At 61.9% G+C, this 26,419-nt stretch carries 20 protein-coding genes; 8 read left to right on the top strand and 12 right to left on the bottom strand.

The genetic code is table 11. The annotated features are described in order from the left end of the window. The first annotated feature begins 202 nt into the window (after positions 1 to 202). Positions 203 to 1,708, top strand: coding sequence for a hypothetical protein (locus VHD36_22165; GenBank protein ID HVU90054.1), 1,506 nt, complete (start codon positions 203 to 205; stop codon positions 1,706 to 1,708). Positions 1,709 to 1,806: 98 nt separating this feature from the next. Here the strand turns inward: VHD36_22165 and VHD36_22160 are convergent, their stop codons facing one another. Continuing rightward, on the bottom strand, positions 1,807 to 5,301 hold the full coding sequence (locus tag VHD36_22160) for a hypothetical protein (protein ID HVU90053.1): 3,495 nt from the start codon (positions 5,299 to 5,301) through the stop codon (positions 1,807 to 1,809). A gap of 293 nt (positions 5,302 to 5,594) precedes the next feature. Between VHD36_22160 and VHD36_22155 the strand changes: the two genes are divergently transcribed. After that, complete coding sequence (locus tag VHD36_22155; protein ID HVU90052.1) at positions 5,595 to 6,890, top strand: lactate racemase domain-containing protein; 1,296 nt, start codon at positions 5,595 to 5,597, stop codon at positions 6,888 to 6,890. A gap of 5 nt (positions 6,891 to 6,895) precedes the next feature. Here VHD36_22155 and VHD36_22150 read toward each other — a convergent pair whose 3' ends face one another. Together VHD36_22150 and VHD36_22145 are read right to left on the bottom strand one after the other, a co-directional pair. Next, complete coding sequence (locus VHD36_22150; GenBank protein ID HVU90051.1) at positions 6,896 to 7,735, bottom strand: hypothetical protein; 840 nt, start codon at positions 7,733 to 7,735, stop codon at positions 6,896 to 6,898. After that, entirely contained in the window at positions 7,722 to 8,339 is a 618-nt protein-coding gene (locus VHD36_22145; protein ID HVU90050.1) for an AAA family ATPase, read from the bottom strand. The genes VHD36_22150 and VHD36_22145 overlap by 14 nt, the downstream gene beginning before the upstream one ends. Positions 8,340 to 8,521: 182 nt before the next feature. Between VHD36_22145 and VHD36_22140 the strand changes: the two genes are divergently transcribed. Beyond that, a complete protein-coding gene (locus VHD36_22140) occupies positions 8,522 to 9,775 on the top strand; it encodes a DegT/DnrJ/EryC1/StrS family aminotransferase (protein ID HVU90049.1) in 1,254 nt (417 codons plus the stop codon). Between the two features lie 92 nt (positions 9,776 to 9,867). Here VHD36_22140 and VHD36_22135 read toward each other — a convergent pair whose 3' ends face one another. After that, the gene (locus VHD36_22135; GenBank protein HVU90048.1) at positions 9,868 to 11,067 is read right to left on the bottom strand and encodes a DUF1207 domain-containing protein; all 1,200 of its coding nucleotides are present in this window, start codon (positions 11,065 to 11,067) and stop codon (positions 9,868 to 9,870) included. Between the two features lie 675 nt (positions 11,068 to 11,742). Between VHD36_22135 and VHD36_22130 the strand changes: the two genes are divergently transcribed. After that, on the top strand, positions 11,743 to 11,955 hold the full coding sequence (locus VHD36_22130; protein HVU90047.1) for a cold shock domain-containing protein: 213 nt from the start codon (positions 11,743 to 11,745) through the stop codon (positions 11,953 to 11,955). A gap of 194 nt (positions 11,956 to 12,149) precedes the next feature. Continuing rightward, the gene (locus tag VHD36_22125) at positions 12,150 to 13,757 is read left to right on the top strand and encodes an NAD(P)-binding protein (protein ID HVU90046.1); all 1,608 of its coding nucleotides are present in this window, start codon (positions 12,150 to 12,152) and stop codon (positions 13,755 to 13,757) included. Positions 13,758 to 13,788: 31 nt separating this feature from the next. On the opposite strand, the gene VHD36_22120 is transcribed toward VHD36_22125, so the two are convergent. Beyond that, on the bottom strand, positions 13,789 to 14,217 hold the full coding sequence (locus tag VHD36_22120; GenBank protein HVU90045.1) for a hypothetical protein: 429 nt from the start codon (positions 14,215 to 14,217) through the stop codon (positions 13,789 to 13,791). A gap of 215 nt (positions 14,218 to 14,432) precedes the next feature. Next, entirely contained in the window at positions 14,433 to 15,653 is a 1,221-nt protein-coding gene (locus VHD36_22115; protein ID HVU90044.1) for a sialidase family protein, read from the bottom strand. A 238-nt stretch (positions 15,654 to 15,891) separates the two neighbouring features. On the opposite strand from VHD36_22115, the gene VHD36_22110 reads away from it, so the two are divergent. Then, positions 15,892 to 16,449: an NUDIX hydrolase gene (locus VHD36_22110; protein HVU90043.1), complete on the top strand. Its 558-nt coding sequence runs from the start codon at positions 15,892 to 15,894 to the stop codon at positions 16,447 to 16,449. Between the two features lie 55 nt (positions 16,450 to 16,504). Here the strand turns inward: VHD36_22110 and VHD36_22105 are convergent, their stop codons facing one another. From VHD36_22105 to VHD36_22090, 4 genes are all read right to left on the bottom strand, one after another. Further along, a complete protein-coding gene (locus VHD36_22105) occupies positions 16,505 to 16,987 on the bottom strand; it encodes a GNAT family N-acetyltransferase (protein ID HVU90042.1) in 483 nt (160 codons plus the stop codon). A 124-nt stretch (positions 16,988 to 17,111) separates the two neighbouring features. Continuing rightward, a complete protein-coding gene (locus tag VHD36_22100; GenBank protein HVU90041.1) occupies positions 17,112 to 17,900 on the bottom strand; it encodes a methyltransferase domain-containing protein in 789 nt (262 codons plus the stop codon). A gap of 111 nt (positions 17,901 to 18,011) precedes the next feature. Beyond that, positions 18,012 to 18,416: a metallopeptidase family protein gene (locus VHD36_22095; protein ID HVU90040.1), complete on the bottom strand. Its 405-nt coding sequence runs from the start codon at positions 18,414 to 18,416 to the stop codon at positions 18,012 to 18,014. An 80-nt stretch (positions 18,417 to 18,496) separates the two neighbouring features. Beyond that, positions 18,497 to 19,186: a DedA family protein gene (locus VHD36_22090; GenBank protein ID HVU90039.1), complete on the bottom strand. Its 690-nt coding sequence runs from the start codon at positions 19,184 to 19,186 to the stop codon at positions 18,497 to 18,499. A 200-nt stretch (positions 19,187 to 19,386) separates the two neighbouring features. On the opposite strand from VHD36_22090, the gene VHD36_22085 reads away from it, so the two are divergent. Next, positions 19,387 to 20,772, top strand: coding sequence for a dicarboxylate/amino acid:cation symporter (locus VHD36_22085; protein HVU90038.1), 1,386 nt, complete (start codon positions 19,387 to 19,389; stop codon positions 20,770 to 20,772). On the opposite strand, the gene VHD36_22080 is transcribed toward VHD36_22085, so the two are convergent. Together VHD36_22080 and VHD36_22075 are read right to left on the bottom strand one after the other, a co-directional pair. After that, the gene (locus tag VHD36_22080; GenBank protein ID HVU90037.1) at positions 20,773 to 22,947 is read right to left on the bottom strand and encodes a glycoside hydrolase family 32 protein; all 2,175 of its coding nucleotides are present in this window, start codon (positions 22,945 to 22,947) and stop codon (positions 20,773 to 20,775) included. Positions 22,948 to 23,083: 136 nt separating this feature from the next. Continuing rightward, entirely contained in the window at positions 23,084 to 24,544 is a 1,461-nt protein-coding gene (locus VHD36_22075; GenBank protein ID HVU90036.1) for a DUF1501 domain-containing protein, read from the bottom strand. Positions 24,545 to 25,295: 751 nt separating this feature from the next. On the opposite strand from VHD36_22075, the gene VHD36_22070 reads away from it, so the two are divergent. Next, positions 25,296 to 26,291, top strand: a complete 996-nt coding sequence (locus VHD36_22070) for a hypothetical protein (protein ID HVU90035.1) — start codon at positions 25,296 to 25,298, stop codon at positions 26,289 to 26,291. Positions 26,292 to 26,419 lie beyond the last annotated feature (128 nt).

Here is a 26,419-nt window from a genome sequence, read left to right as displayed (position 1 = left end):
TTCGCTCTCTCCTATACGGTCGACGATGCTGGGCTGTCAACCGTCAGGCTGGCTGGGCCCCAGGTCCAGCCGAGGAAAATGATTACGATTTCGGGCGCATGGCGATCGAGGGAGGGAAGCGTGCGGATGTTACGGACGGACGATCCCGTCCTGCCGCTGTGACATCGCCTGAGGAACGCGAGTTTTCAATGCGGACGATGTGGTGAATTATGATAATTCGACTGCCGGAAAAATCGACTTTCTCGCCGACCGTGTCCGACACTGGCCTATAAACCTGGAGCCTGCGATGTCCCGATTCCACGTCGTCGCCATCGTTTTCCTGCTTACCGGCAACTTGAATGGCATCGCCCACCGGGCATTTGCCGACGACCGCCCTGCCGCCAGCGTGAGCGAGGGCATCGCGAAGGTTGAAGCCCTGGGGGGACGTGTCCAGCGCGACGAAAGCCGATCTGGCAGTCCGGTCATCACGCTTTCTCTCGCTGGGTGCGAGAGCCTTAAGGATGACGATTTGCAGCTTTTGAGTGCCTTTCCAAGCCTGCAAATGCTGCAACTCAGCGGAACGACGATCTCCGATGCCGGCCTGAAACATGTAGCAGCCCTTAAGAACTTGACCACTCTGGGCTTGATCGGAACGAAGATCACCGACGCCGGATTGAAGGAGCTCGTGGGCCTCCAAAACCTGGAGGTAATCCGCGTCGGCAACACAGCGATCACCGACGCCGGTCTGAAGGATCTTGCCAAGCTTAAAAAACTGAAGATGGTCGGTTTGCTTGGAACGCGAGTCACGAATGCCGGCTTGAAGGAATTCGGCGAAGCGCTGCCGAACATGCGGCACAACGGGGGAGAAGCTGCCGGCGCAGAAGCCGCCGGGACAAACGCTGGGCAAGGGGGCGGACAGCGCACGGACCCCAATTTCGACGTCTCCGTCGCCCAGCCCGCCTACACCGACAAGCATCCGTCCGTTCTCTTCGACGAGGCCCATCAGAACTTCCACACGGCTTCCGGACGGTACAAGGTGTTTGCCGACCTGGTGACCAACGACGGCTATCAGGTTGTTCCTAACAAAGAAGTGCTCACTTCCGAACGCCTGGCCGATCGCAATATCTTGATCATCGCGAACGCGATGGCTGACCGGGGAAATTCGAAGTCCGCCTTTACCAGTTCCGAGTGCGACTGCGTCCAGAGCTGGGTCAAGTCGGGTGGTTCCTTGTTGCTCATCACCGATCATGAGCCGTTCGGCTCGGCATCCGAAGAGCTAGGAAAGCGCTTCGGCGTGCAGATGAGCCTGCTCGTGGCCGTCGATCCGGCCAACGAAACAACGGACGGACTGCTGTTCTCCCGCAAAAAGAATCAACTCGGAGACCACCCGATCATGAGCGGGCGGAATGAGTCGGAACGGGTCGATCGCGTGCTGACGTTCACGGGGCAATCGCTCAAAGGACCAGCAGAGAGCGTTGCACTGCTCAAATTCGCTGACACAGCCACGCACGCTGGGGACGGCGCCAGCTCCTCGGCCGCCGGTCGCAATCAGGGCCTGGCGCTTAAGTATGGCAAGGGGCGAGTCGTCGTCATGGGGGAGGCGGCCGAGCTGTCGGCCCAAATCTACGGAATAGATCCCGTTGAGAAAATGGGCATGAATGTGCCGGGCTGCGACAATCGCAAGATGGCACTGAACATCATGCACTGGCTTTCCGGGCTGACCAACTGAATGCACTTGCAGCTACGAAGCGTCCCGTGATGCCCTCGAGAATCCTGCGATATCGGCAGGCCGCAATATGCTCGCCGGCCGCACATGCAGGTGTCGCGCTACTTCGGAGTGATCGGCGCGAGCAGTTTATCGAGCCCGCGTTGCAGGCCGTCGCGCACCGCTCCATTCGCGGCGTCGCGCATGAATTGGGCCATGGCGTCGGCGAGCGCCTGGCGATCGAGTTGCGGGCGATCGAGCGTGCCCGCGATCGGAATTTTCAAAGGTCGATTCTTGATCGCGTCCCCCAGGGCGTTATCGCGCAGCCATTTCGGCGGGACGTTCATTTCCGCCATGATGGCCAGGGTCTGATCGAAGCCCACCGAACCGTAGGTGCGGACCATCACCTCGGGAAACTGCAACTCCAGGCCGCGGTGGTAGACGCGTCCTTGGATCATCTTGAAATCGACTTTCGACTGTTGAGCGAGCTTGACGGTCCCCGTTGTGCCGAGCACGGTCGACAGTTCGCGCACGAGTGGTCCCGGTTCCAGATCGATCGAATGGATGAGAATCTGTCCGGCCGCCTCTCCCGTGCGCGGCGCGGCCAGCGGAATCTGGCAGCCAGCCATCTGAACCGAGAACAAACCTTCGACGTGCGTCACGCCCGCCAGCACCGGCGCCGCGTACATCATCCACTGCCGGCACATCTCGGCCGAGATATGCACTTGCGACGCCAGTTGCCCGTTGGGCAGGTACAGCATCGCGGGCCCAGGCGAAAGCCGAACGATGGGCGCAAATGAGAGCGTTCCGCCGCTGATGCTCACGTTGCCGGGCGCAACCTGGAAAATGCCCTTCGACAAGGTGGACTGCAGGTTGGCCGGACCCAACTCGACGCCCACGACCGACGCTGTCTGCCAGCCGAGGTCCATTTTTCCTTCGAGTTGTTCGAGAGCTTGCTCGCGCGCAGCCGTCGTAGTGTTCGCCCGCGCCAGCGCGCCGATCGGTCCGGCCAGAGAGAAGGATCGCGACTCCTGTCCCGTCGCGCGCAGGTCACCGCCTAGGTACGGCTGCAGCAGGATCGACAGCTTTTCCAGATCGTACTGTGTGGTGCCGCTTACGCTGAGCACGCGTTCCTGCGACCAGCGTTCGATTTTGCCGGCGGCGCTGAACCGCATGGCCGCGGAATCGACGTCGAAATGCGCGAGCTGCACGATGTCATTGGGCTCGTCATACGTGGCGTTGGCCATCATGCGCAATTGCTTCTCGCGCCACGATTGTCCCGTGGAACTGGCCGCGGCCAGGTCGTCGATCGTGACGTTCAAGTCCAAACTGGGCGAGCGATCGCCCAAATCCGCCTTCAGCGTGCAAGCCATCAAGCCGGTTACCTGCACGGTGGCAGGTTGGCGTGGGTCGTGTGTCCAGCGATAAAAGGTCGCCAGGTTCCCTTGCAGGTCGCCTTGACCGATGCGTTCGATCCCCGTGGGGCTCGTGGCGATAAAGGTCAGTTCCTGCACGCGGCCGCCGACGTCATTCGCCGTTAGCGAGGCATCGGCAATGCGTAGCGTGTTCGACGCCGGCGCCAGCGAGCCAGTCAACAGCAAGCGCATGCGCGGCTCGTCAAGAAACAGCGTCGGTCCCCAAGCATGGAGCTGCCTAAAGTCCGCCTGGCACTTTTCGATCGTGATCAATTCCTGCGAGTAGCTGACGTTCGAAACGCCGTCGACTTGCCCCGAGATATCCCAACCTGGCGGCGGTGTGAACCAGGGCTCGACGCGCGCCAACCATCGCGACAGCTCGCCGCGCAGCCGTGCCTCGACCGGCCACGGCGTCGCAGGCCCCGGATTGCTGACAGGCGCCACGAGTGAAGCGGTAAAATCATCCGTTGCCGAGACAACTTCCAGTCGTGCGGTCTCGACTTGCGAAATCTCCCTGCCGCTCAGGCGTCCGCGCGCAGCTGCCGTTACGCCCAACTTGGCATCGGTCCACGCCGGACGCCCGGGGCGCGCCAGCACGAAATTCGTGGCCTGCAATTCAGCATCGGCTTCGAACGAATCGTCCGGTGCGCGTTTCCAGGTCACACGGCTCCAACCGTCGCCGGCCAATTTCAATTCGCCCAGGTCGAGAAACTGGCCCAGCTCTTCGGCCAGCCGGGCCAGTTCGAAATTTGCCGTCAGGCCAAAGTAGTCGGGCGTGCCCGATCCCTCGAATTTCAAAAAGTCGGACTGCCCGTTGAGCTGCTCGATGACCGGTCCCTGCGGCGTGTCATGCGCAGCGACCGTGACCAAGAGGGGATGATCCCAGGAAATCTGCCGCCCTTGCTCGGTGGCAACGAGTCGCGTGGTCTCGATCCGCCCCGTGCAACCCCACTGGCCGTTCTGTGGGCCGCTCGTAAGGGCAACATGGACCGCGCCCTCTTCGATTTGCATTCCTTCGCGGACGCGCAACGTAGCGGGCAGAACTTGCGACAGGCGGGCCAGGTCGAGCGAGCCTTGCAGTTGCGTTTCGCAATGGGGCAACACGTTCCACAATGACTTGAGCCACGTGGCGTCGATGCTGCCCAGGTCGTCGATCGTGCCGGTACAGGTCAACTGTCCGACGTCCGATTGAATCTCGCAGCGGCGGATTTCCAGGCGATTTCCTTCCCGCACCAGCGCGCAGGGGATGGAAATTCCAGCCAGGCGCAAGCGATCATCCCCCGCCCACGGCCCGGCCAGCGCGAGTTGCGACACGCTCATCTGGCCGTTCAATTCACCGCGAGGCGTGTCGGTCTGGGTGTTCCAGCCGCCCGTGATATTCGCTTGTAGCACGCCGGACAATTCACCGTGCTCGGTCGCACGACGCAAAAGCGGCTCGAGCAGCTCCAGCGCGAAGCCCTGGGCATCGAGCGCGAATTCTCCCTGCCCACCGAGGCGCGTCCCGCCGGCGGCCGCTTGGCCCGGCGACAGTTTTAGTTGCAACGCAAACTGCCCGGCTGGCTCTCCCGGCGCAACGCGCCCACTGGCGCCGATCGCTAACTCTTGACCTGGGTCGCGCGGCACGGTGACTTCGCAGGCAAGATTATCGATCTGCCAACTGCGGCCGGCCGCCGTGTCGTCAATGGTGACAGTTCCCTGATCGATGACGACCGACACGCCGAGCGGTTGACGGCTTTTAGGCCGCTCGGGATCGTCGGGCTCGGTCCAGGCCTTGACCGCTTCCTCGACGTTGCTGTCCTTCTCGTTCAGCACCAGATTGACTTGCGGGTGATCGACGCGAAAAGCGCCGAGGTTGCTCGGGCTCGCGATCAGCCCGAAGAGCGTCTTGTCGCTAGCCACTTGCGGAATGCTGGCCAGTGAGTTTCCTTCGGCATCTTGCACTTCGATATCGTGCAAGACGACGTGCGAAATCCAACCGAGCGACGCGCCGCCGATCGTGATCGTGCCTTTGAAGTCGCGCGTCGCCAGCGAAACGACCGAATTGAGAATCGGGCCGAAGCCGACGATGACCGGCGCGAACCATACGAGCGCAGGCAGACCCACCAAGAAGATGGTCCTTCGCCACCAGCGGCGCCGAGGGACTTTCGCGGTAGCGGCGGGCGCTGCTCGTTTGGCTTTGTTCGTGGTGGCGGCAGTGGCCATGACGGCGTTCCTTGCCCACTTGTAGCTCGTGCGTGGCCCCGCCGCGTGCGCAGCCGGCAGGCCTGTATGAGATTTTGGCGACGCCTCCCTGGGACGAATGCCGGGCATTCTAGCCCCAAATTCGCAGCACGGCCTAGAGCGGAAGGCCCGGCATTGGTACAGTCGATAGACAGGCGTTGTGACGCGCCGCAACTTACCGTGCGATGCCAGCAGCCCCTGTCGATTCCTGCCGCGCGAGATCTTGTCTCGCGCCCGCCCTTGCTAGCATTCCATTCCAGGAGCCTTGAGGCATCATGGCCGACTATCCCAAGATGTTTCGCGTGCGTCAAAAGTTCGACGCCCCTACGGTCGCCGATGTAGCGGCCGACGTGCGGAAGGAGCTCGCCCGCCTGCCGCTGAATAAGAAGATCAAGGCCGGGCAGACCGTCGCCATCACGGCCGGCAGCCGCGGCATCGCCAATATCGCCACGATCATCAAGGCCACGGTCGAGCATTTCCAATCGTTGGGCGCGAAGCCCTTCATCGTGCCGGCCATGGGCAGTCACGGTGGCGGCACCGCCGAAGGGCAGCGGCACATCATCGAAGGCTACGGCATCACCGAAGAATTCTGCGGTTGCCCGATCAGGGCCAGCATGGAGACCGTCGTTGTTTGCCAGACGGCCGAAGGCTTTCCGGTCCATTTCGATCGCTTCGCCTACGAGGCCGATCATGTTGCCGTTGTCGGCCGTGTGAAGCCGCACACCGATTTCGTCGGTGATATCGAAAGCGGTCTGATGAAGATGATGCTCATCGGGCTGGGCAAGCACGAAGGGGCCAAGATCTATCATCGCGCGATCCAGAACTACAGCTTCGGACAGATCGTTCGTAGTGTCGGGGCACGCGTGTTGGAAAACTGCCGCATCGTCGCCGGACTCGCGATCCTGGAAAACGCTTACGACCAGACGGCAAAGATCGCGGCCGTTGGACCTGAAGAGTTCGAGGCGCGCGAAAAAGAACTGCTCGTGCTGGCCCGGCAATGGCTGCCGCGGCTGCCGTTCCGTAACGTCGACATTCTGTTTATCGACGAGATCGGCAAGAACATCAGCGGCGCCGGCATGGACACGAACGTCGTCGGCCGCAAATACCAGTCGCACACGGCGGCGCCCGATGAGTATCCGAAGGTCAAACGCATCGTCGTGCGCGGACTGTCGGAAGAAACCACCGGTAACGCCTCGGGCATTGGCATGGCCGAGTTCTGCACTTCGCGCACGATTCGCGACATGAACGTTCGCTTCACGCGGATCAATTGCCTCACCAGCGGTCACGTGGCCGCCGCGATGCTGCCCGTTGATTTCGAGACCGATCGCGAAATCCTGGACGAGGCGCTACCAACGATCGGGCTCACCGAGCCGCCCGACGCGAAGATTCTGTGGATCGCCAATACGCTTGACGTGGCCGAAGTCGAGTGTTCGCAGGTCTACCTGGCCGAAGCCCGCCAGCGGGCCGATTTGGAAATCGTCAGCGACCTGCGCGACATCCCCTTCGACGCCGAGGGGAACCTGCCCAAATCGGTCCACGACGTGGCGGAACTGGCCAGCGGGCGGCGGTAATGGCCCTAAACTAGAGCGTTCTTGTAGCGGTACAGCCAAAGTTGCACTCGACTGGACGCTCCCAACTTCAATTGTCGCTTGGCGATTTGTTGCAGATTTGGGATGCCCTCTTCACCGATCCAGGCTTCCAGCTTATCGCTTGGGGTACCGCATTTCGGGTTCTGAATTCTCTGCCGGAGCCACTCGTATTCTTTGTCGCTGTCGACCGGTTCAGCCACGATCCAAAGGACTAAGGCCACGGCGGGAATGCGGAGGCCTTCATAATTATTTGCCTTGTTAACGTCATATTGGATCCCGACGAATACGGCCCGTCTCGTGTACCAATTAGCTCCGATCTTTAGTTCAATGTTCGCGACGACGTTGTCGTAGCCGCCGTCTGATACATCAACGACACTCAGGTCCACCCTGTCGCGTTCTGGATAGACGAGATAAGGGCGATCGTACCGCGTTCGGAGGGTCCGCTGCAGTGCGTATCCGAATTCGAACTGAACCCAGCGCTCGGCCGAGAACCCAGCCTCGAGCCACCACGAGACTCGTCGTGAAAATTCGGCGCTCGCCAGCATCGCGTCAAGCGCGGTGCGGAGTATCTCGTCGTGTAGTACGTGGCCAGCAACCTCCCTTTTTGTTGGTGCCGACGGTTGATCGACGACGATGGCTGCGGCTGTGGCATCCTGGTCGTGCCTGCTCCGGTATAGCTCTTGAATGCGATCGTCTTCCCAAACGAGGACGGGATTCCCGAGGGCGAGCTGTTTCGCGATGTCGGCGTCTACTGCGCGCTGCATCGCTTCGTAAAGCGGATCGTTCACCGGTTCGTCCAGCGCGATGTCACGGTTACTTTCCTTCATCGGTTTCACTCCCTCTGAATCGTTCCCACATCTCGAGCGAGCGAATTGATTCGACGGCCTCGAAGCGCCCGTTCGCAACGGGAGCTAACTTCACACTGCTATTGTCGACAATCCTCCATTCGATTGCCAATGGCATGTAAAGTTCGAAAAAATTGCGAATTCCGCGGTGAAACCGCCGTCGAATCACATCCTCCGGAATACCGTGGCCGCCTCGTCGCACGCGCTCGCGCACGCGGGCGATCGCTATTTCTGCGTTGAGCAGAGAGACGAAGATCAGATGGAAGTCATATCCGTCGACGATGAGACCGCGTATCCAGGGTGCTAGTGACCTACTTGCAAGCGTTGTTTCGAACGCGAAGCTTGCACGTCGTTGTGCCAGCGACCGTAGTCGTTGGAGCATCAGGCCGCTTGCTTCCAGCGCCGCCGAATCCGGTGCGAATCCTGCCAGGCCGAGGGCTATCTGGTCTGCATTCACGAACTCGTCCACGCGCAAGACCTCATACAGCGCGGCCCGCGCCGTGGTCGTCTTGCCGGCACCGTTAGGGCCGGCCAAAACGATGACACGAGGCCTTTCAGGAATCGCTGCATCGGCGGTCTCGCTCATGCCTGCGAGCGTAGCCTCGCGCGCGAAACTGGGTCAAGTTGTGAAATTACCAGTTGCTTTGCGCCCGGCGGATCGGCATTGACCCGGCCGGCGCCGCTTCGTATCGTTCTGCCCGATTCTGGGCGCCGTTCTGGGCCAGTCTCCCCAGGGACCATTTGCCAAGGAAGTCGAGGAGTCCTGGTATGCACGTAGCGTCGGCTGATGAGCACCCGTTGCCCGATCCACAGACCGCGGGCGTTCCCCTGATCGACATGAGCCGGCAGTATCGGCCGCTGGCCCAGGAAATCACCGACGCCGTAGGGCGCGTGCTCGCCTCCGGGCGCTTCGTGCTGGGACCTGACTGCCAGGCGCTCGAGAAAGCAATCGCCAGCTACGTTCACGTTCCGCATGCGATCGCCTGCGCGTCAGGGAGCGATGCCATTTTGCTTGCGCTCATGGCGCTCGATGTCGGTCCTGGCGACGAAGTGATCGTGCCCAGCTACACGTTCTTCGCCACGGCTTCCGCGGTCGCGCGGCTGGGGGCGAAGCCGGTCTTCGTCGACATCGATCCGGCCACGTTCAACATCGATGCGGCGCTCGTCGAGAAAGCATGTACGCCGCGCACCAAGGCGATCATGCCGGTACACCTGTTCGGGCAGTGCGCCGACATGGATGCCATCCAATCGATTGCTACCAAGCGCAACTTGCCTGTCGTCGAAGACGCGGCTCAGGCGATCGGGGCCGAATTCAAGCACAAGCCGGCCGGCAGCATCGGGGACGTCGGCTGCTTTAGCTTCTACCCGACTAAAAATCTCGGCGGCCCGGGCGATGGCGGCATGCTGTCGACGCGCCGGCAGGACCTGGCCGACCGTTTGCGATTGTTGCACCAGCACGGCATGGCGCCGCGCTATTATCACCAGGTACTCGGCATCAACAGCCGCTTGGACTCACTGCAGGCCGCGGTGTTGAACGTCAAGCTGCCGCATCTCGATCGGTGGACGGCCCAGCGGCAATTGCAGGCGCGCCGCTACCACGAACTGTTCGCCACCGCCGGCCTGGCCCAGGTTCTCACGCTGCCAGTCGAGGCCGCTGAAGGACGCCATGTCTGGAATCAATACATCGTCCGTGTGCCCGATGGAAAGCGCGACGCGCTGCGCGAGCATCTGGCGAAGCACAAAATCGGCTCCGAGATTTATTACCCGGTGGCCCTGCACCAGCAACAGTGCTTTGCCTATTTGGGTTATGGTCCTGGTAGCCTTCCCAAGACCGAAGCGGCGACGCGCGAGACGCTAGCTCTGCCGATTTTCCCGGAACTGACCTTCTCCGAGCAGCAGTTCGTGGTCAGCAAGGTCGCGGCCTTCTTCGGCGTTGGACAGCCGCAGCGCGTGCCGGCGCCCAAGTTTCTCAAGCACGCCCACGGCGTCGAAGAAAAGACGGGAAATCGCAAGCCGCTGTGAGGCGCTGCTGCTTCAAGATCTTCGTGGGTGTCCCTGGTGGCTTGTCCACCAGGGGTGAAACGTGCAATCGCGCCTGGCTGACTTCGGGCAAGTTAGAAGTCGTACCAGATGCCCCAGCCGACGCGCTGCTCGAAGGTGTTGAAGAATTCCCACTGCGAGCTCTTGCCGTTGATGTACTGCAGGCCGATGCGGAAGGTGCTCAGCGCCAAACCGCCGCGCCATTGCCAGCCGGCCTGCACGACGAAGAAGCCGCCGTATTTGAGCTCCTGCCGCTGATCGCCGTAGACGGCAAAGAACGGCGCGCCACCGGGTCGAGCGGGGCTGTAATCGGCGCCCCATTGCAACTCGACCGGCTCTGAGCCGCCCCCCAGGCCGATGGCATAATCGAATTCGCCAAACAGCCGTAGATTGTCCGTCACGTAGCAGCCCACGCCCAGCATGATCGAGTCGCGGACATAGTTAATGCGCTGCGAGAGGAGGGAGGGATTGTTGATCAACAGCTCGTCACCCATGTGCGAGCTCAGATGATTGTAGCCGGTCTTATACTGCCACTTGCCACGAGCGTACGTGATCGGTATTCCGATCGTGTAATCGCAGGACAATAGCGGCGTGCTTTCGCCGAAGGGATTCAAGCGCGGCTGCGCCGATCCGGTGAGATCGATCTGAAAACCTTCCGGGCGATACGCGTTCGGCGTGCCGTACCGCAGAATGCCGACGCGGGCACCCAGCGTCGAATCCCAGACGGTGCCGACCTGAGGCGTATTGAGTCGCGTGTCGTGATACGGTCCAAGCGAAGAATCCGTCAGCCACGCCGTACCTAATCGCGGTTCTTTCACGCCCGCCAGGTAAGAGCGGTACATCAGGCCCGTGGGCAGAAAATGCCACGACCACGGCAGCTCGCTACTGGGTCCCCAAGCACGGCCGATCTCGCCCTGACTCGGCGGCCGAACCGGCTGGCCGGTGAGCGGCGTGGGATTGCCTAGCGTGATCGATTCTTCGAGGCCCGCGGCCCCGGACGGAGCTGCGCCGACACCAGGAGGAGCTGCACCGATGCCCGGCGGCAACAATCCAGGGCCCGAGGGCACCGCGCTCGCATTCGGCGGCAACGTGACCGGTGGATACGCGCCCGACGACGACGCGCCGGGCGGTATGGATTCCGGCTGCCGCGCCAGAATGCTGACGTCGGGGAGCCGGTAGGGCTCTTGTGCATGTGCCGCCACGGCCTGCACCGCCACAAAAATGGCGGCCAGCAGTACCGCTGCGCGCGGACCGACTTCGCGTGATTGGAACATGTGGAGAGCACGCGCGACCAAGCGGGAATTTGGTCACACGGCCATGGGGCGGGATGGGTCGTGGAACAAACGTTGCCACACGCATCATCGGCAACTTCGGCATCGCAACCGCACGTGGGAAAACACGATTTTCGAGCAGAGTTGACCAAGCGCCACTCTGCATAAGAAGCGTCAGCGTTGCCGGCCGCTGAGCATGGTTTTTACCGAGATTTACCGAGTCACGCTGGCAGCATGAAGGCGCACGCGCGGGCAACTACCGAGGGGCACTCGCGACGGCAGATTTTCACTCGCCGGCAAGGTTTATCAGTACCCCCCTCCCCCCCAGGTGCGAAGAGCCGAGTAACGCCCAGCATGGTAGCTTTGAACTAGGGTGACGGACCGCATTGGAGCCATCGGGAGGCCGCCAAAAAGTAGTATAAAAGGGTTGCGAGCAAACCTTTTTTTCCGTAATCTAACCGGCTCACGCATTCGTGACCTGAGGCCAAGAACGCCTTTTGTTCGCCGGTCGCCTAGTCGACCGATCTGCACGACTGGTTTGCGTCGGAGAAGCGTGGTTGAAGTTCATGTTGTACGTGTGTTCTGATCGCAAGTTCGGGCACACTTCCAGTGGGCGTCGGGGTGTGTTAGTTCTCCGCCGCAAGTTTTGTCGTTTCGTGTGATAAGGAGTGGCGAGTTATGGCGTCGGGTACGATCAAGAAGTTGGTGCATGACAAGGGATTCGGGTTCATTCAGGGCTCGGATGGGGCGGACGTTTTCTTTCACCATTCCAGCGTGGCGGATCGGCAATTCGACAACCTGTCGGAAGGGCAGTCGGTCGAGTACACCGTAGATTCCAACGGCGGCCCCAAGGGGAAGGGACCTCGCGCGGCTTCGGTTACGCCTGTCTGAGTTCGGCATCGCGCCGCGATTTTCGCCGGCACTTGCCTCGTGAATTCAAGCGAACACCTGCCATTAGCGGCCTCGTTCACGCGAGGCCGCTAATTTTTTGCGCCCCCTGGCGGCAGTCTTCTCTCGTTGATAGATGATTGAAGAAGGCGCTGCTCCGGTGCTCGCATCACACCGCATCTTTGTGTTTGGCCAGCATGCCCATCCGCGTTTCGAACATTCGCCTGGGAGTCGACGAGAGCGAGCGGGCCCTTGCCGAGCACGCGGCGCGGGCGCTAGGCATCCGTGAAAACGAGATCCGCCGCTGGCGCATCTTACGCAAGAGTCTCGACGCGCGCAACAAGGCTGACCTGCGATTCGTCTACGCGGCCGAAGTCGTCGCCGACGACGAAGCGTCGATACTCGCCCACGCAGGCAAGCCACGCTCGGGCATCACGGCAGAGGCGTTCGACGAACCGCAGTTCGTTCTACCAACGTCCGGAAGCGCGCCGCTTGAATCGCGGCCGATCATCGTCGGCAGCGGACCGGCGGGGCTCGCCGCGGCCTATTTTCTGGCCGCAAGCGGCTACCGGCCCCTGGTCCTCGAACGCGGCCAGCCTGTCTCGGCGCGCGTGCGCGACGTGCAGTCGTTCGACGCAGGCGGAGCGTTCGATCCCGAGAGCAATTACCTGTTCGGCGAAGGAGGAGCCGGCACGTTCAGCGACGGCAAGCTAACGTGCCGGGCGAGCGGGCCAGACGTGCAACGCATCCTCCAACTCTTCGCGGACTGCAAGGGAAAGCCGGAAATCCTTTACGAACATCGTCCGCACTTGGGCAGCAATCGCTTGCCGGCGGTGGTCAAAGCCTGGCGGCAGAGAATTCTGGCCGCCGGGGGAGAAATCCGCTTCGGCTGCCGCCTGGAAGACGTGCATATCAGCGATGGGCGTCTGCACGGCGTGACCACCTCGGCGGGTCATATGCCCTGCTCGCTTTTGGTGCTGGCTATCGGACACAGTGCCCGGGATACGTACGAAATGCTGCACGCGCGGGGTGTGCCAATGGAGCAAAAGCCATTTCAGATCGGCGTCCGTATCGAGCAACCGCAGGAGCAAGTGAATCGCGCTCAGTACGGCGATGGGCACTTGGAGGATCGCCTGGGTGCCGCCGATTACAGCCTGGTGGCGCGCGGCAAAATCAATCTCTTCAGCTTCTGCATGTGTGCCGGCGGCCAGGTCATCCCTAGCGTCTCCGAGCCGGGTTACTTTTGCACCAATGGCATGAGCCTGTCGCGGCGGGCTTCGCCATTCGCCAATAGCGGCATGATGGTCACGCTCGAACCGGCCGACTTTGGCTCGACGCACGTGCTCGCGGGGGTTGAACTGCAGCGCGCGTACGAACGCCAGGCCTTTGAATTCGGCCGCGGCGAATACGCCTGCCCCACTCAATGGGCTGGCGACTTTCTGGCGGGCCGCCCGACCAGGGGAACCGTGCCGACGAGCTACACGCGCCAGCTCGCGCCGGGCAACATATCGTCCCTTGTTCCGCCAAGCGTGCTGGTGGCGCTCCGCAGTGGGTTGCCGATGCTCGATCGGCGCTGGCGCGGTCGTTTCCTGGCCAACGCCACGTTGGTCGCGCCCGAAGCCCGCGGCAGCGCGCCGGTGCGTTTTCCGCGCCACGAGGAAACCATCGAAAGCGTGGGCGTGGCGGGCTTATACCCGATCGGCGAAGGCGCCGGCTACGCCGGAGGCATTATCAGCGCAGCCCTCGATGGCCTGCGCGCCGCCAAGGCGATCATCGCGCGTTATGCACCGCTTGAAGTGCGCTAGATCCGATGCGGGACGTCGAAACTGAGATGCCTTACCGCATTCGGCGGCGCATTTGCGGCTCGTAAACGGTTTCGTCGCGCTCAGGATCATATTGCGGCCGTACGCCGGGTCGCGCTGGCTGCTCGTCCCCTTCATCGGGACGCCAGTCGTAGATGAACTCTCGCGGGTATTGCGAGTAACCTGTACCTTCGTCGCGCGGGTAGCCGTAGTAGTTCGACGACGGAGGGTACAGGCAAGGCCGATAACGGTAGCCCGATGTCGGCGAGCATTTGTACGCGGGGTACCCCGAGCAGCCGCTCCACGGCCCCCAACCCCATAGCCCGCCCCACCACGGACGCCAACAGGAATAGTAACCGCCAGGCGGCCCGAAGCTGCCGAAGGCATAATCGGCTTTCGCGGCCGGTGTGACGGCCGAACCGAATAACGAAACTAAGGTCAGCGTGACGAAAAAGCGTTTCACGGCGGGACTCCCTAGCTCCTAGGAACGTCTGGAGATCCGCGACCGCGCCGCGACCAGCGAGCGCTCACGGCGCTTGCGGCCTGCGGGGTCACTGACGGTTGCCCAGACTTTACGGGTCTAGAGACCACATCGGCCGAATGCCGGACCGGCGCCCATAAAAAAACGTCCAAGCAAGTCTCAAGCACTGCCAGCAATCCGCTGAGCCGGCGGGCAGCTTACCGGGAGGCGGCGGTATCCCCTTGCCGCACCCATGCTTCGTTCGCGGCGACGTGCTTCATACTTTTGCCCCCTTTCACGAAGTAGCTGTAGAGGAAATGGATCGTGCCGTCGGCCCCTTGGATGACGGCCGGGTAGTGATAGCTGCCATCTTCGTGCTTTTCGAGGTGCCTTGTGATCGGCCAGGTTTTTCCCTCGTCATCAGAAAGCGAAACGGCCAGGCTGTTGCGCCCCTTCGTCGTGTCGTTGTAGATCAAAAGCCAATGCCCGCTGGCCAGGCGAATGCCATCGATGCCGGCACCTGGGTTGGGCAATTCGGCGGTGCCAACCGGGCCCCAGGTTTCACCATCATCGCGCGATTCACTGGTGCGAATCTTGTCGAGAATGCCGTTTTCCCGCATGTAGGCGACCAGCGATCCATCGTTGCGGCGCAGGACCGTCGGCTGAATATTACCGAAGCCGCAAATCGGCTCGCTGGCGTGCCAGGTGGCGCCATTGTCGTCGCTGATTGCCATGACCGACACCGAATAAGTGTCGGTGTACAGTGGCAGCAAGATGCGGCCACTCGGCAACACCGTCGGCTTGCAACGCGGCTGCCAGCCAAGGCGATGCGAGAGCTTGTCTTTCAACATCTCGCGAACGCGGGCCGTAAATACCTTGGCGCGGACGTTGGCACTTTCTTTCTCGGCGCCGAGCGAGTCGAGCGTCGCGGTCATCTTTTCGGCAAATCGCGGCGGTGCGAGCGGGATGATCCCCTGCCACTCCCATTCCGGCGCGCCTTCGCCCTCGTAATCGCTCGAGATGCGGTACTCCGTCAGGCACGATTCCCAGGTATTGGCCAGGATAATCGGCCAAAAGAGCCACAGCCGCTTCTTGGCGTCGATCATCATGGTCGTATTGCAGTCGGGAAAGCCCGGCGTATCGACCATCAGGAAGGTCTCGCTCCAGTCGTTACGCCCCTTCTTCTGCCGGGCTCCGTACACGGCCACGTCATCGGCCGACCGTTCGCCCGAGCCGCGGTACCAACTGACGAGCAGGTCGCCGTTGGGGCATTCGACGATCCCGGGCGCGTGGTTGTGTTGCGGATGGAGCGGAAAGACGAGCGATTCGCGATAGCTTGGTTCCTCGGCGGCGGCTCTTCGAGCCAGGGTAAAAGCGCTGCCAAGGGTCAGACAGAGCAACAGAAACCGATGCGCAAAGGTCCAATGATGCGAATTCATGGCGAGAAGATCCAGGGAAGGAAGAATGAGGGCGAGATTTCGCTGGTAGTGTGGTTGCCCGGTGAGGTGCTGTCAAACTTTTCTGACGACACCGACTCCAGGGGCAGGCTATATTCCCCAATGGAGCCATGGTGCTGCCGTCGCCTTGGCCCGCTCGCGCGCCTGCTTGGGGGCCCAGTTTGCGCTCGAGATTCTCCCCGTCACGGTACATCGAATCTGAAACCAGCATCCGCCGGTAATGACTCAACCATCTGCCCCCGCATTCAGCCTCGCTACGGGCGAATTTCTGGAACTCGTTCGCGAAGGGCATTGGGAATACGCCCGCCGCACGAATTCCCCAGGCGCCGTGGTTCTGGTGCCCGTGACGCATGACGGTTGCCTGGTCTTGATCGAGCAATATCGCATCCCGGTGCATTGCCGCGTGATCGAGCTGCCGGCCGGTCTGATTGGCGACTCGCATGATGATGCGGGGGAAACTGTCGAAGACGCCGCCCGGCGCGAGCTGCTGGAAGAAACCGGTTTTCATGCGTGGGATCTGCGCGAGCTGACTTCGGGGCCGCCGTCGGCCGGCATGGCCTCGGAGGTCGTGACGTTCCTCCTGGCCTCGCGATTGGAACGTACCGGGACCGGCGGAGGAGTTCACACGGAGCAAATCACGGTACACACGGTGCCCCTGCCGCGCGTGGTGCGCTGGCTGGAAGAGCGGCGCGACGAGGGAGTGCTTGTCGACCCGAAGGTCTTTGCCGGCCTGTTTTTCGCCGAACGATTTGCGCAAGGTCACGTCGGGCCGGTGTAAACGGCAAGGCTCCGCTCAAGGTAGCGGCGCGAAAAATGCGCCGCCCCCCGCGTCCCTAGTGCGCGTCGAGTTCTTTGACGGCGCCTGACCAGTCGCATTCGTACACATGATGCCCGGACGGCGTCATTCCCAGGCGTTTGTACGTCGCCATGGCCGCATGGTTGTGCTGGTCGACATAAAGCCGCAGCCCACAGATATTCGGTTCGGCCTTGGCCAGCGTGCTGATGTAGTCGTGCAGTGCGCGAAAGACACCGCCGCCGCGATAGCGCGGATGGACGTACACGCTTTGGATCCACCAGAAGACGCCGTTGCGCCAGTCGCTCCATTCGTAGGTGATCATCGTCTGGCCCACGACCTCGGTGCCGATCTCGGCCATGAAGTACCGGCACATTTCGGGCTGGGCGAGTGCGCGCTCCACGCCCAGCGTTAATACGGCGGGGTCCAGTTCCTTCGACTCGGTTTCGACCGCCAACTGGCGATTGAACTCGACGATCGTGCGCACATCATCGATCGTGGCTTCGCGGATGAGGATCTTCACCGTCATTTTCAGGCCTGGCGCCGGGCGTGGTGTCGAGCAGAATACATCCACAGATTACGCAGATTTCGCAGAAAAGAGAAGGAATCGCAATCCTGGCCGAACATCGGGAGCGGCCAGGTCGCGTTCAGAGCTTATGCGCCACCAGGCGAATGCGGCGATAGTCGGCGACCCAGTGGTCGTCCTGCCATAGATGGCGGCGCAATTCTGTCTCGATCGCGGCAAACGTCCTCTCACGTTTGTCTTCGTCGAGCGCGTCGAAATACGCGCCGGCAAACATGCGCAGCCAGTTGCGCAAGCCTTGCTCCCCTTCGTCGAGCGGCGTCGGCCGATCGAAGAGCGTGGCGAAGCGGACTTCGAATCCGCCGGCCTCTAACAGGGGTGTGTACTGGCCAACGCTGGGAAAAAACCATTGCCGCTTGACGTCGGACCCGGCCATGGCCCGATTTGTCGCGGTAATGATCCGCGCCACGCATCCGTATCCCCCGAATTCGGCCACGAAGCGTCCGCCGGGGCGCAGGGCCGCGGCGATCGCGCGGATGGCCTCCTCGGGAGGCTGTACCCAGTGCAGCACCGCGTTGCTGAACACGGCGTCTTGCGGCTCAGCGACATGGAACGAGCGTGCATCCGCCACTTGAAACTCGATCGCCGGGAAATTGCGCCGCGCCTCGCGAACCATCGCCTCCGAGGAATCGAGTCCCATCACTTGTGCGCCGGCCGCGGCAATCTGCGCCGTGAGCGGCCCTGTGCCACAACCCAGGTCAATGATCTTTTCTCCGGCCTGCGGCGCCAACAGGCCCAGCAGGTCGGCCGCAGCCTTGTAAACGAAGGAATGCCTGGCGTCGTAGAGCGCGGGATCCCACGTCTGCACCGGCTTGCTGTGATCGGTTGACGAGGGCGCAGTTGAGTTTGTCATGGGGCGGAAACCAAAGAGTTGCTGATGGTGGCGTGTCCGAGTGCTCGAAAAATCAGATCGTACGCCCTTAAGCGCTTCCGACCGCAGGGACAATCGTTGGCCCGCACGGGTTCACTCGTCTTCTTCACCAGGGTTTTCGTCGAAAGGGCTAGGTCGCGACTCGTACTCTTCCAGGTCTTCTTCCGAGTAGCCGAAGTGGTGTGCCATTTCGTGGATCAGTGTACGCCGAATCTCATAGGCCACTTCCGCGCGATTGCGGCAAGCTTCTTCGATCGGGCGTTTGAAGAGTAGGATCTGATTCGGGGCGTGCTCGCCGTATTCCTGGTCGGTCACCGCACGGCCGATGAACAGCCCGAGCAGCGTTTCCTCGTTCGGGTCGAGGCCGGCCTCCTCGAGCATCTCGCGGGTGGGAGTGATTTCGACGTCGACGACGATATTTTCCAGCCAGCGACGGAACGGATCGCCCAACTCCGCGATGACGCGCTGCGCGATGGCCACGAATTCTCGCATGGACATATGCGCGGATTTCATCACGTTCGGCTCGCACGACCTCGGGCTGAACCGATCTCCCCCTTGAACGCATACTCCCCGCTCGCCTAGCCCTCCGAATCGACGGCATCAGGCACGGCCGGCGTCGAGGCACTCGCAGCATGACCGTGACGCCACGCGCGCCACGCTTCGAAGACAGCCGGCAAGATCGATATAAAGATGATCACCAGCAGCACCAACTCGAAGTGCTTCTGCACGAAGTCGATGTTGCCGAAGAAATATCCGAACAAGAGGCAGAGCGAGATCCACAACACGGCGCCAATGATGTTGTACGTGCCGAACTGCCAATACGACATCGTCCCCACACCCGCCAGAAAGGGGGCGAAGGTGCGTACGATCGGCACGAACCGCGCGAGGATAATCGTCTTGCCGCCGTAGCGTTCGTAGAACTGGTGGGTGCGCTCGAGATATTTCTTTTTCAAGAACCGGCCGTCGCGCGTGAGCACTTTCGGACCCATGAACTTGCCGATGGCGTAATTTACGGCGTCCCCCAGTACGGCCGCCGCGCCCAGCAAGGCGAATAAAAGCCCCAGGTTCAACTGGCCCTTGGCCGCAAAGACACCGGCGGCGAACAGTAGCGAATCGCCCGGCAGAATCGGCGTAACGACCAGTCCTGTCTCGCAAAAAATAATTAAAAACAGGATCAGGTACGTCCACTGATCGTACTCGGCGATGAATTGCGACAGGTGCTTGTCGAAATGCAGCACCAGGTCGATCACGTATTTGAAGTAATCCATGCGTGGCCAAAGGTCTCGGGTGAGAGGATGGCTTGCAGCAGCGGGCGCCGGAACAAGCGAAGCGGGTCCGGCCCGGGGTCTCAAAGTCTACTGCGCCAGGCCCCGTAGTGCGAGGCGGGAAGCGGGCCGCTACAATGCCCGGTTCGTGTTTTGCCGATGAGCCGATTGCATCGATTGTTCGCGGAGCTAACCGTCACAAGATGACGCCGCCCCACACTACCGCTGAGCAGGCTGGTTCGCCTCCGGGCGCTACGAAACGTCGTCGGTTACCGCTGCACACCCGCATTCTGATCGGTCTGGTCGTGGGAGCCTTGCTGGGCGCGGTGGCGAATTATTATCACGATTCGCTCAACCTCGGCCGCCTTCTGGAATGGACCGACACGATCGGCCGCATTTTCTTGCGGCTGGTGTTCATGGTGGTGCTGCCGCTCGTGATTTCGGCGCTCGCATTGGGCGTGCTCGAACTGGGCGACCTGCGACGACTCGGGCGCGTCGGCGCGAGGACGCTCTTCTTCACATTCATCTTCTCGGCCAGTTCCGTCGTCATTGGCCTGGTGCTCGTGAACGTGATTCAGCCTGGCAAGCGGCTCTCGCCCGAGAAGCGGTCCGAGTTATCGGCGCATTACTTGAAGGAGATGGTGAGCGCCGAGAAAAAAGCCGATGACGCAAAAACGATCGCCAGGACGCTTCTGGACATCATTCCTGAGAACCCCCTTCAGGAGATGAGCGGTGCACTCGACGGTAGCTCGCCCGGGAACGGCATGCTGGCCGTGATGTTCTTCGCGCTGATGCTCGGCGTGGCCCTGGCCATGAGTCCCGAACGCACCGGGCCGCTCGTCGGCGTGCTCGAAGGCATCTTCGACGTCAGCATGGTGATTATTGGCATCGCCATGCAGTTGGCCCCGTACTGTGTCGCGTGCCTGGTTTTCGGCATCACCGCGCGCCAGGGCCCCGACGTGCTGGGCACGTTGTTCTGGTTCGTGGCGACCGTGGTGTTGGGGCTGTCGATCCAGATGTTCGTCGTCTATTCGTTGGCCTTGGCCGGCATCGCGCGGCGCAATCCTTGGCAATTCTTCCGCGACATCTCCGATGCGGCGCTGACGGCGTTCGGCACCAGCTCGTCGAACGCTACGCTACCGGTCTCGTTGCGCGTGGCGCGCGAAAAGCTGCGTCTTCCCCCCGAAATCTCGCGTTTCGTCCTTACCGTGGGGGCAACTGGCAATCAGAACGGCACCGCGCTCTACGAAGGCGTCGTCGTGCTCTTTCTCGCACAGGTGTTCAACAAGGATCTGACCGTCGTGGACCAGATCAAGGTCGTCTTGATGTCGATCCTGGCCGGCGTAGGCACGGCCGGCGTGCCAGGAGGTTCGATCCCGCTGATCATGATCGTGTTACGCAACGTCGGGGTCGAGCCAGCAGGGATCGCCATCATCCTCGGCGTCGACCGGTTGTGCGACATGTGCCGCACGGTGCTCAACGTATCGGGCGACCTGGTGCTCGCCACGTGCGTGGCAGGGGACGAAACGGCCCCGCCTACGGAGGACGTCGCGCCGCCCACCGATGACGCGGCGACCTCGACGGCGTAGCTATTTCCACGCCGATCGCAATTCATAGACCGTTAGCGAGCGGACGCGCGCCCGGCCGCCGCGGACGAAGAATTCAAGCTTGCGGTTGTCGGCCTCGAGCGTCGCGGCGGCGGACAGTGCCATCTGCCCTCCGTTACCGAAGAGTTCGATCGAACCTCGATCGGCCAGTAGCCGCAAACGGATCACGTTATCTTCGGCCGCAAGCGGCGCCTTTTGCGCGCCGCACGCGATCTCGTGCCGCTCGACATTATACGTGACCGGCGCGCCGCGAATTACGAAGCCGCATTCCTGCACGTCTCCCAGATCGATTTCTGCTTCGATGTCGAACAGTTCGCCCGAGGTGTCCTCGAGCGGGTTTTCATCCGGCGCCACGCGAATGTCGGCAAACGCGTGCAGCATCGAGCGCAGCGATTCCGATTCGTCGACGGGCCACGCAAACAATCGCGGGCCGGCCGGCGTTGCTCGCAACAAGAGATCGACGGGGATCGTCATCTGCTGATTGAAGGGCATGTCGGGAAAGGCGATCCCCTGCGCCCAGCCGATTTGTACCCGCCGGCCATCGGGGGCATTACTGTACGTCTGCGCCGCGTAAAAGTTGCCGTGCCAGAGTTGTTGTTTCTCGGTTTCGGGCGTGAAGACGCGCCCGTCGAATTTGCCGAGCACGTATTTGCCATCGGCTGCGTGCAGCACCCACCGTGATAGCGATTCATCGTCATCGCTCGCGATCTCGAAGAGATCCGGGCATTCGAAGAAGCCTTCGATGCGGCTGGCGAACTCCCAGACCTTCAGATCGGCGGACGTATAGAACGCGATCCATCGCTTGCCGTCGGTCTCGTCGTATACGGCCATCACCCAGCGGTTGCTCGGAGCATGCCCGAGGAGTCGCGGGTCGCGTCCCTGATGACGTACGACCGGATTGCCTTCGAACTCAGTCCAGGTCAGCCCCTCGTCATTGCTGTAGGCGATGCACTCGCCGCGGCCGGTGCTGGTGTACGCGAGGACCAGTAGATCGCCGTCGCCTTTTTTGAAACCCGACGTGTTTTCCGCATCGACGACCGCGCTCCCGGAAAAACACCAATCGCCATAACGATGGGGCGTAAGTGCCAGCGGCAGTTCGTGCCAGGCGATCAGATCGTCGCTGACGGCGTGCCCCCAGTGCATGTTGCCCCAATGCCAGCCGTACGGATTGTGTTGATAGAACAAATGCCACTTGCCGGCCACGTACACCAGCCCGTTGGGGTCGTTCAACCAGCCTCGCCGTGATGTGAAATGAAACTGCGGCCGCAGCTTTTCGTGATACACCGGCGCGAGCACGCGCGGTTCGTCATCGAGCGACGCGAGCTCCAAGGCTTGCGATTCTTTCGGCAGCGCGGCCACTTCGATCCGTAGCGTCTTGCCACGATATTCGTTCAGATCCACAGGCGCCCACAATGACAACGCGCCCGGGCGGATGCGCGGTCGCATGGCCAACGGAGCGGCCACGGATTTTCCTTCGGGCTTGATCGCGTCGGCCAGTTCGACGTCAAGCTCGCGTACGGTGCGCCCCTCGACTTCCAATCGCACGTGCCGTGGAGCGGCGCCGGTGCGCACCGGTAGATTCAAGTAACGGGCCGTGATCGGCAGCTCGCGCATGGCGGGTTCGGCGGCCAGCCGCTCGTCGCTCTGCGTGATCTGATCGACCAGGACGTGTCCCCAACCGCCCGTGTTGCGATCGACCAACTGAATCACGGCTTCCTTGTCGGCCAGTTGCCGGACGTCGAACGTGTGCCACTCGAGGTGCTCGTTGCCACCGCCGGCAGCGGGTCCCGTTGCACTGTCGACAACACGACCGTCGACCAGAAGATCAATGCATGTTTCCGTCGGATGATGACCACCACCGACAAGAAAATTGATGTACCGGCGCTCGATCTTGAACGGGGGCGAGGTCAGTGTGCCCTGCGTGCCGTCGCCACCGAGATAGGAATTGACCAACCCTTTGCCTTCATACCCGCTGACGGCCATTTGATTGGCCAGCGTGCCGCGCGCGGGGCCGGCGCCGAATGCCTCTCCCTCGGCGCGCCACTCGCCATAGTCGTCCGCCTCGAAATCAGCGATGACGAGGTCCGCGCGATCCTCGGCGCGCAGCGTCGCCGCCGAAGAAAACAGCATCGAAACGATGACGAGAAGGAACCGCATGCCAAGGCGCAAGGATCGAAATCCCGGTGCGCAAACGAACAATGACCGAATCGCCCCAAACGCCCAGTTTCCCTATCGAGGGCCATGGCCGCAAGCTGCCAAACGGCAGTCGGCAGAAAACGGGTGTCAAGCGGGCCTACGTCAGACCCGGGATGGGGTCCCCGTGATAGATCTGGTGTGGGCGAGCTTCGGAATCATGCCAGGCGGCCGTGGCTGGAATGCCCAGTGCGTGATAGATCGTGGCGGCCATGTTCTCGGGCCGCACGGGCTGGCTGGCCGGATAACCACCGTTGCGATCGGAGGAGCCGATCACCGTGCCACCTCGCACGCCACCGCCGGCGAAAAAGACGCTCTGCACGGCGCCCCAATGATCGCGCCCGGGCAGCTTGGCGCCTGGCAAGTTCGAAATCTTGGGTGTGCGACCGAATTCACCCGCCATGACGATCATCGTGCTGTCGAGCATGCCCTCGGCGTCGAGATCGTCGAGTAGCGCGGCCAGCGCGCGATCGGTTGGCGGCAACAGGTTGTCCCTGAGCACCGGGAACATGCTCTGATGCGTGTCCCAAGTTTCATTGTTGCCAAGATTCACCTGCACGAGGCTGACGCCCGCCGCGACCAGCCGCTTGGCCATCAAGAGCGACCAGCCAAACACGTTCCGGCCGTAGCGATCGAGGGTTCCCGCATCGGCATTGACGACGTCCATCGCGCGCTTAACCGATGCGTCGGCCAAGAGCGAAATCGCGTCCTGACGGTAGCGATCGAACTTCTCGTTCGTGGCCAGGCGTTCCAGCCCGGCGCGCTGCTGACCGATCCCACTCAACAGTGCCAGGCGACGCTCAAAGCGGTCGCCGGCCAGACCTTCGGGCAGCGACAAATTCGGCGCTTGAAAAACGAAGCCGGGCGGATTCTCGCCGCCCCGCTCGAAGTGAAAGCCGTACTCCGGCCAGGCCCCGTAAGAATTCGGATTGAACGGGCAAGCTTCGATGAACCACGGATCGCGGCGCATTCCCATTTGTCCGCCGAACTGGCCTGGAATGACGCGGCCCGTGCGATGCACCAAACGCTCCGGCAGCACCACCGCGGGAGGCAGATTGTTGAGGTGCCTGCTCGCGGCTCCCGCAATGGCGGCGATCGACGGCCAATCCGAGGACTTCGGCTTTTCGGGATCGAAGCCCACGGGCTTGGCGGACATGCCCGAGAGCATGATCATGTGCCCCAACGAATGATCGTTCGAGGGATGAGTCAGCGAGCGGACCAGCGACCACCGGTGGCTGCGCTTGGCAAGCTCAGGCAAGTGCTCGCAGATCTCGATACCCGGCGTGCGCGTAGCGATGGAGCGAAACTCGCCGCGGATGCCATCGGGCGCAGCGGGCTTGGGATCGAAGCTTTCGTGTTGCGAGAGGCCGCCTGAGAGAAAAATGTAGATGACCGAGCGCGCCCTCGGAGCAGCGGATGGGGCGCGTGCTCCCACGCTTGCAGCGCTGCGCAGCGCCGCCAGGTGATTCATGCCCACACCCAAAAGTCCGATCGCGCCGGCTTGCAGGGCCGCGCGACGACCGAAACGCGGATGGGAGGGTGTAACAGGTGAGGCACGCATCAAGGAGCCTCTGCAGGGGCGGGAAAATAGTCAGGCAGGAGCTGTCACCGTAACAGCGGCGCCGCGAAGTTGCAACCGAACGACGCTGTAACAGAACTCGTCTGCTTTGGCCTGGTGAAGAAAAACCGTTCGGAATTTTCTTGACGCCCACGCCAAGGAATTGCTAGTTTAACGCGGTCGGCTACATTTCGCCCGTCGGGCGGGAAATGCCTCTCGTGCGCGAGCGGGTGACTTTGCGGCAGCATAATTGTGGGGGCTGTATCTTCATCAAGCTGCCACGGAACCTCGCAAGTTAGGATCGTGCAGGGAAGAGCTTGCAGTAGTCCATCGAAGCAGTAGTTCCTGCGAAGGAGTAATGCTTTGAAGACCTGGACTGCAATTCCAGGTACGGGGTAGATCTTCCGCATCGATTGTTCCAGCGTGATCGCATGACTTTGCCGTGCCCAAAGGGCGGCCAGTCCACGGTCTACGTGCGCAAGCGGCGTCAGGGCAGGCATCTCGAATCGCCACGCGCCGCGAGCGCTCAATCGGGGAGGTGCGCTAATGCAAGCAGGCATTCCCAAAGCCCTGTCGCGCGTCGCAGACGCGGATCTTTCCTGAATCCAGGCGCTCCTCCGGTCTGTCTTCGAGCTGCCCTTGGTTTCTCAGACTCGTTGGATCGAAGCGCTGCTGCGCGCCTCGGCGGCTTCTTTCAGTCGTGCATTGAGGATTTGCGCTTACTAAGGGCCATTTCACACAAGGGGTACCAATCATGCAGCGCCGGACACTCGTCATCACGTTGGGACTGATCGTTCTTGTCGCACTGCAAGTTGTCACCGCATTCGCCGACCCACTACCAGGCGAGACGCTCAAGTTTCTAAACTCGCCACTCATGGTATCGCCCACCAATCCGTATCCAGGGCACGACGAGATCAGCACTGTCTATCCCACGGCGGTTGCTCCCGGTTACACGGGCCAGTACATGGCGGACGACTTCGCCGACAAATTCAATACACCCGTCGTGCATGTGCAATGGTGGGGATCGTATCTGCAAGGCTTTGCGGGCACGGGCGTGAAGGATTTCCTGGTCGCCTTTGAGTCGGACGTACCTGCCGGCCCAAACGGCGAACCGAGCCACCCGGGCAACATACTTTCGGCGCAGATCGTTACGCTCGGGCAGCTTGCGCCGGGATCGGGCACCTTCACCGAGACGCCACTTCCCAACCCCGGCAGTCCCGATGGAGGCACGTTGTATCAATACAACGCCGAGTTGCAGGTGCCGTTCGCCGAAAAAGCGGATACGGTGTATTGGCTGAAAATCGTGGCGATCGTCAATCCCGCGACGGATGGGCAAATTGCCTGGGGCTGGCATGATCGCGATTGGACCGTGCCGAACGTGCTCGCTTCGACAGCACCGGCCGTGGTGCCGGGCGAGCACGTGGCGGGAGTCGTTCCGCCGGGCCTAACGGTCAACCATTTTCAAGACGACGCCGTGGCCGGCACGATCGGCATCAACGGTCTTGCGACGCCGCCGGTCGCCGGGCCGATAAGTCCGTCGCTCATCGATCAAGCCATCGGCACCCCACAGAACTATATCCTGCCTTATGATGGGCCGCCGGGTGTTGCTGGGCAGTTGCCGGGGATCGATTCGTTCTCGAAGGATCTGGCGTTTGCGCTGTATACGCGTGTGCCCGAGCCATCGAGCATCGTGCTGTGTCTTCTGGGAGCGCTCGGGCTGGTGGCGCTAAGCCGGCCTCGCGGCAAGTAACGCGCGGCTACGGTAGCTCGTTGAGCGTGTAGTACGCGTCGGGGTGCAACAGCTTCGCCCCGTCGGCGCTCGACATATCCTTCAATTGCAGGTGGTACACACGGCGCAGGTCGCGCTCGGGCACGATC

It is taken from the genome of Pirellulales bacterium (assembly GCA_035546535.1).
Classification (GTDB): Bacteria; Planctomycetota; Planctomycetia; order Pirellulales; family JACPPG01; genus JACPPG01.
Note: the sequence above shows the minus strand (reverse complement) of the source record. Positions and strands in the feature narration are given on the sequence as shown.

What these genes read in the sequence shown, in the direction of transcription:
- VHD36_22155 (HVU90052.1), top strand. Translation starts at nt 5,595, where the DNA reads ATGGCCGACTATCCCAAGATGTTTCGCGTGCGTCAAAAGTTCGACGCC.
- VHD36_22070 (HVU90035.1), top strand. Translation starts at nt 25,296, where the DNA reads ATGCAGCGCCGGACACTCGTCATCACGTTGGGACTGATCGTTCTTGTC.
- VHD36_22145 (HVU90050.1), bottom strand. Translation starts at nt 8,339, where the DNA reads ATGAGCGAGACCGCCGATGCAGCGATTCCTGAAAGGCCTCGTGTCATC.
- VHD36_22085 (HVU90038.1), top strand. Translation starts at nt 19,387, where the DNA reads ATGACGCCGCCCCACACTACCGCTGAGCAGGCTGGTTCGCCTCCGGGC.
- VHD36_22135 (HVU90048.1), bottom strand. Translation starts at nt 11,067, where the DNA reads ATGTTCCAATCACGCGAAGTCGGTCCGCGCGCAGCGGTACTGCTGGCC.
- VHD36_22080 (HVU90037.1), bottom strand. Translation starts at nt 22,947, where the DNA reads ATGCGGTTCCTTCTCGTCATCGTTTCGATGCTGTTTTCTTCGGCGGCG.
- VHD36_22090 (HVU90039.1), bottom strand. Translation starts at nt 19,186, where the DNA reads ATGGATTACTTCAAATACGTGATCGACCTGGTGCTGCATTTCGACAAG.
- VHD36_22130 (HVU90047.1), top strand. Translation starts at nt 11,743, where the DNA reads ATGGCGTCGGGTACGATCAAGAAGTTGGTGCATGACAAGGGATTCGGG.
- VHD36_22125 (HVU90046.1), top strand. Translation starts at nt 12,150, where the DNA reads ATGCCCATCCGCGTTTCGAACATTCGCCTGGGAGTCGACGAGAGCGAG.
- VHD36_22075 (HVU90036.1), bottom strand. Translation starts at nt 24,544, where the DNA reads ATGCGTGCCTCACCTGTTACACCCTCCCATCCGCGTTTCGGTCGTCGC.
- VHD36_22100 (HVU90041.1), bottom strand. Translation starts at nt 17,900, where the DNA reads ATGACAAACTCAACTGCGCCCTCGTCAACCGATCACAGCAAGCCGGTG.
- VHD36_22160 (HVU90053.1), bottom strand. Translation starts at nt 5,301, where the DNA reads ATGGCCACTGCCGCCACCACGAACAAAGCCAAACGAGCAGCGCCCGCC.
- VHD36_22150 (HVU90051.1), bottom strand. Translation starts at nt 7,735, where the DNA reads ATGAAGGAAAGTAACCGTGACATCGCGCTGGACGAACCGGTGAACGAT.
- VHD36_22140 (HVU90049.1), top strand. Translation starts at nt 8,522, where the DNA reads ATGCACGTAGCGTCGGCTGATGAGCACCCGTTGCCCGATCCACAGACC.
- VHD36_22110 (HVU90043.1), top strand. Translation starts at nt 15,892, where the DNA reads ATGACTCAACCATCTGCCCCCGCATTCAGCCTCGCTACGGGCGAATTT.
- VHD36_22095 (HVU90040.1), bottom strand. Translation starts at nt 18,416, where the DNA reads ATGTCCATGCGAGAATTCGTGGCCATCGCGCAGCGCGTCATCGCGGAG.
- VHD36_22115 (HVU90044.1), bottom strand. Translation starts at nt 15,653, where the DNA reads ATGAATTCGCATCATTGGACCTTTGCGCATCGGTTTCTGTTGCTCTGT.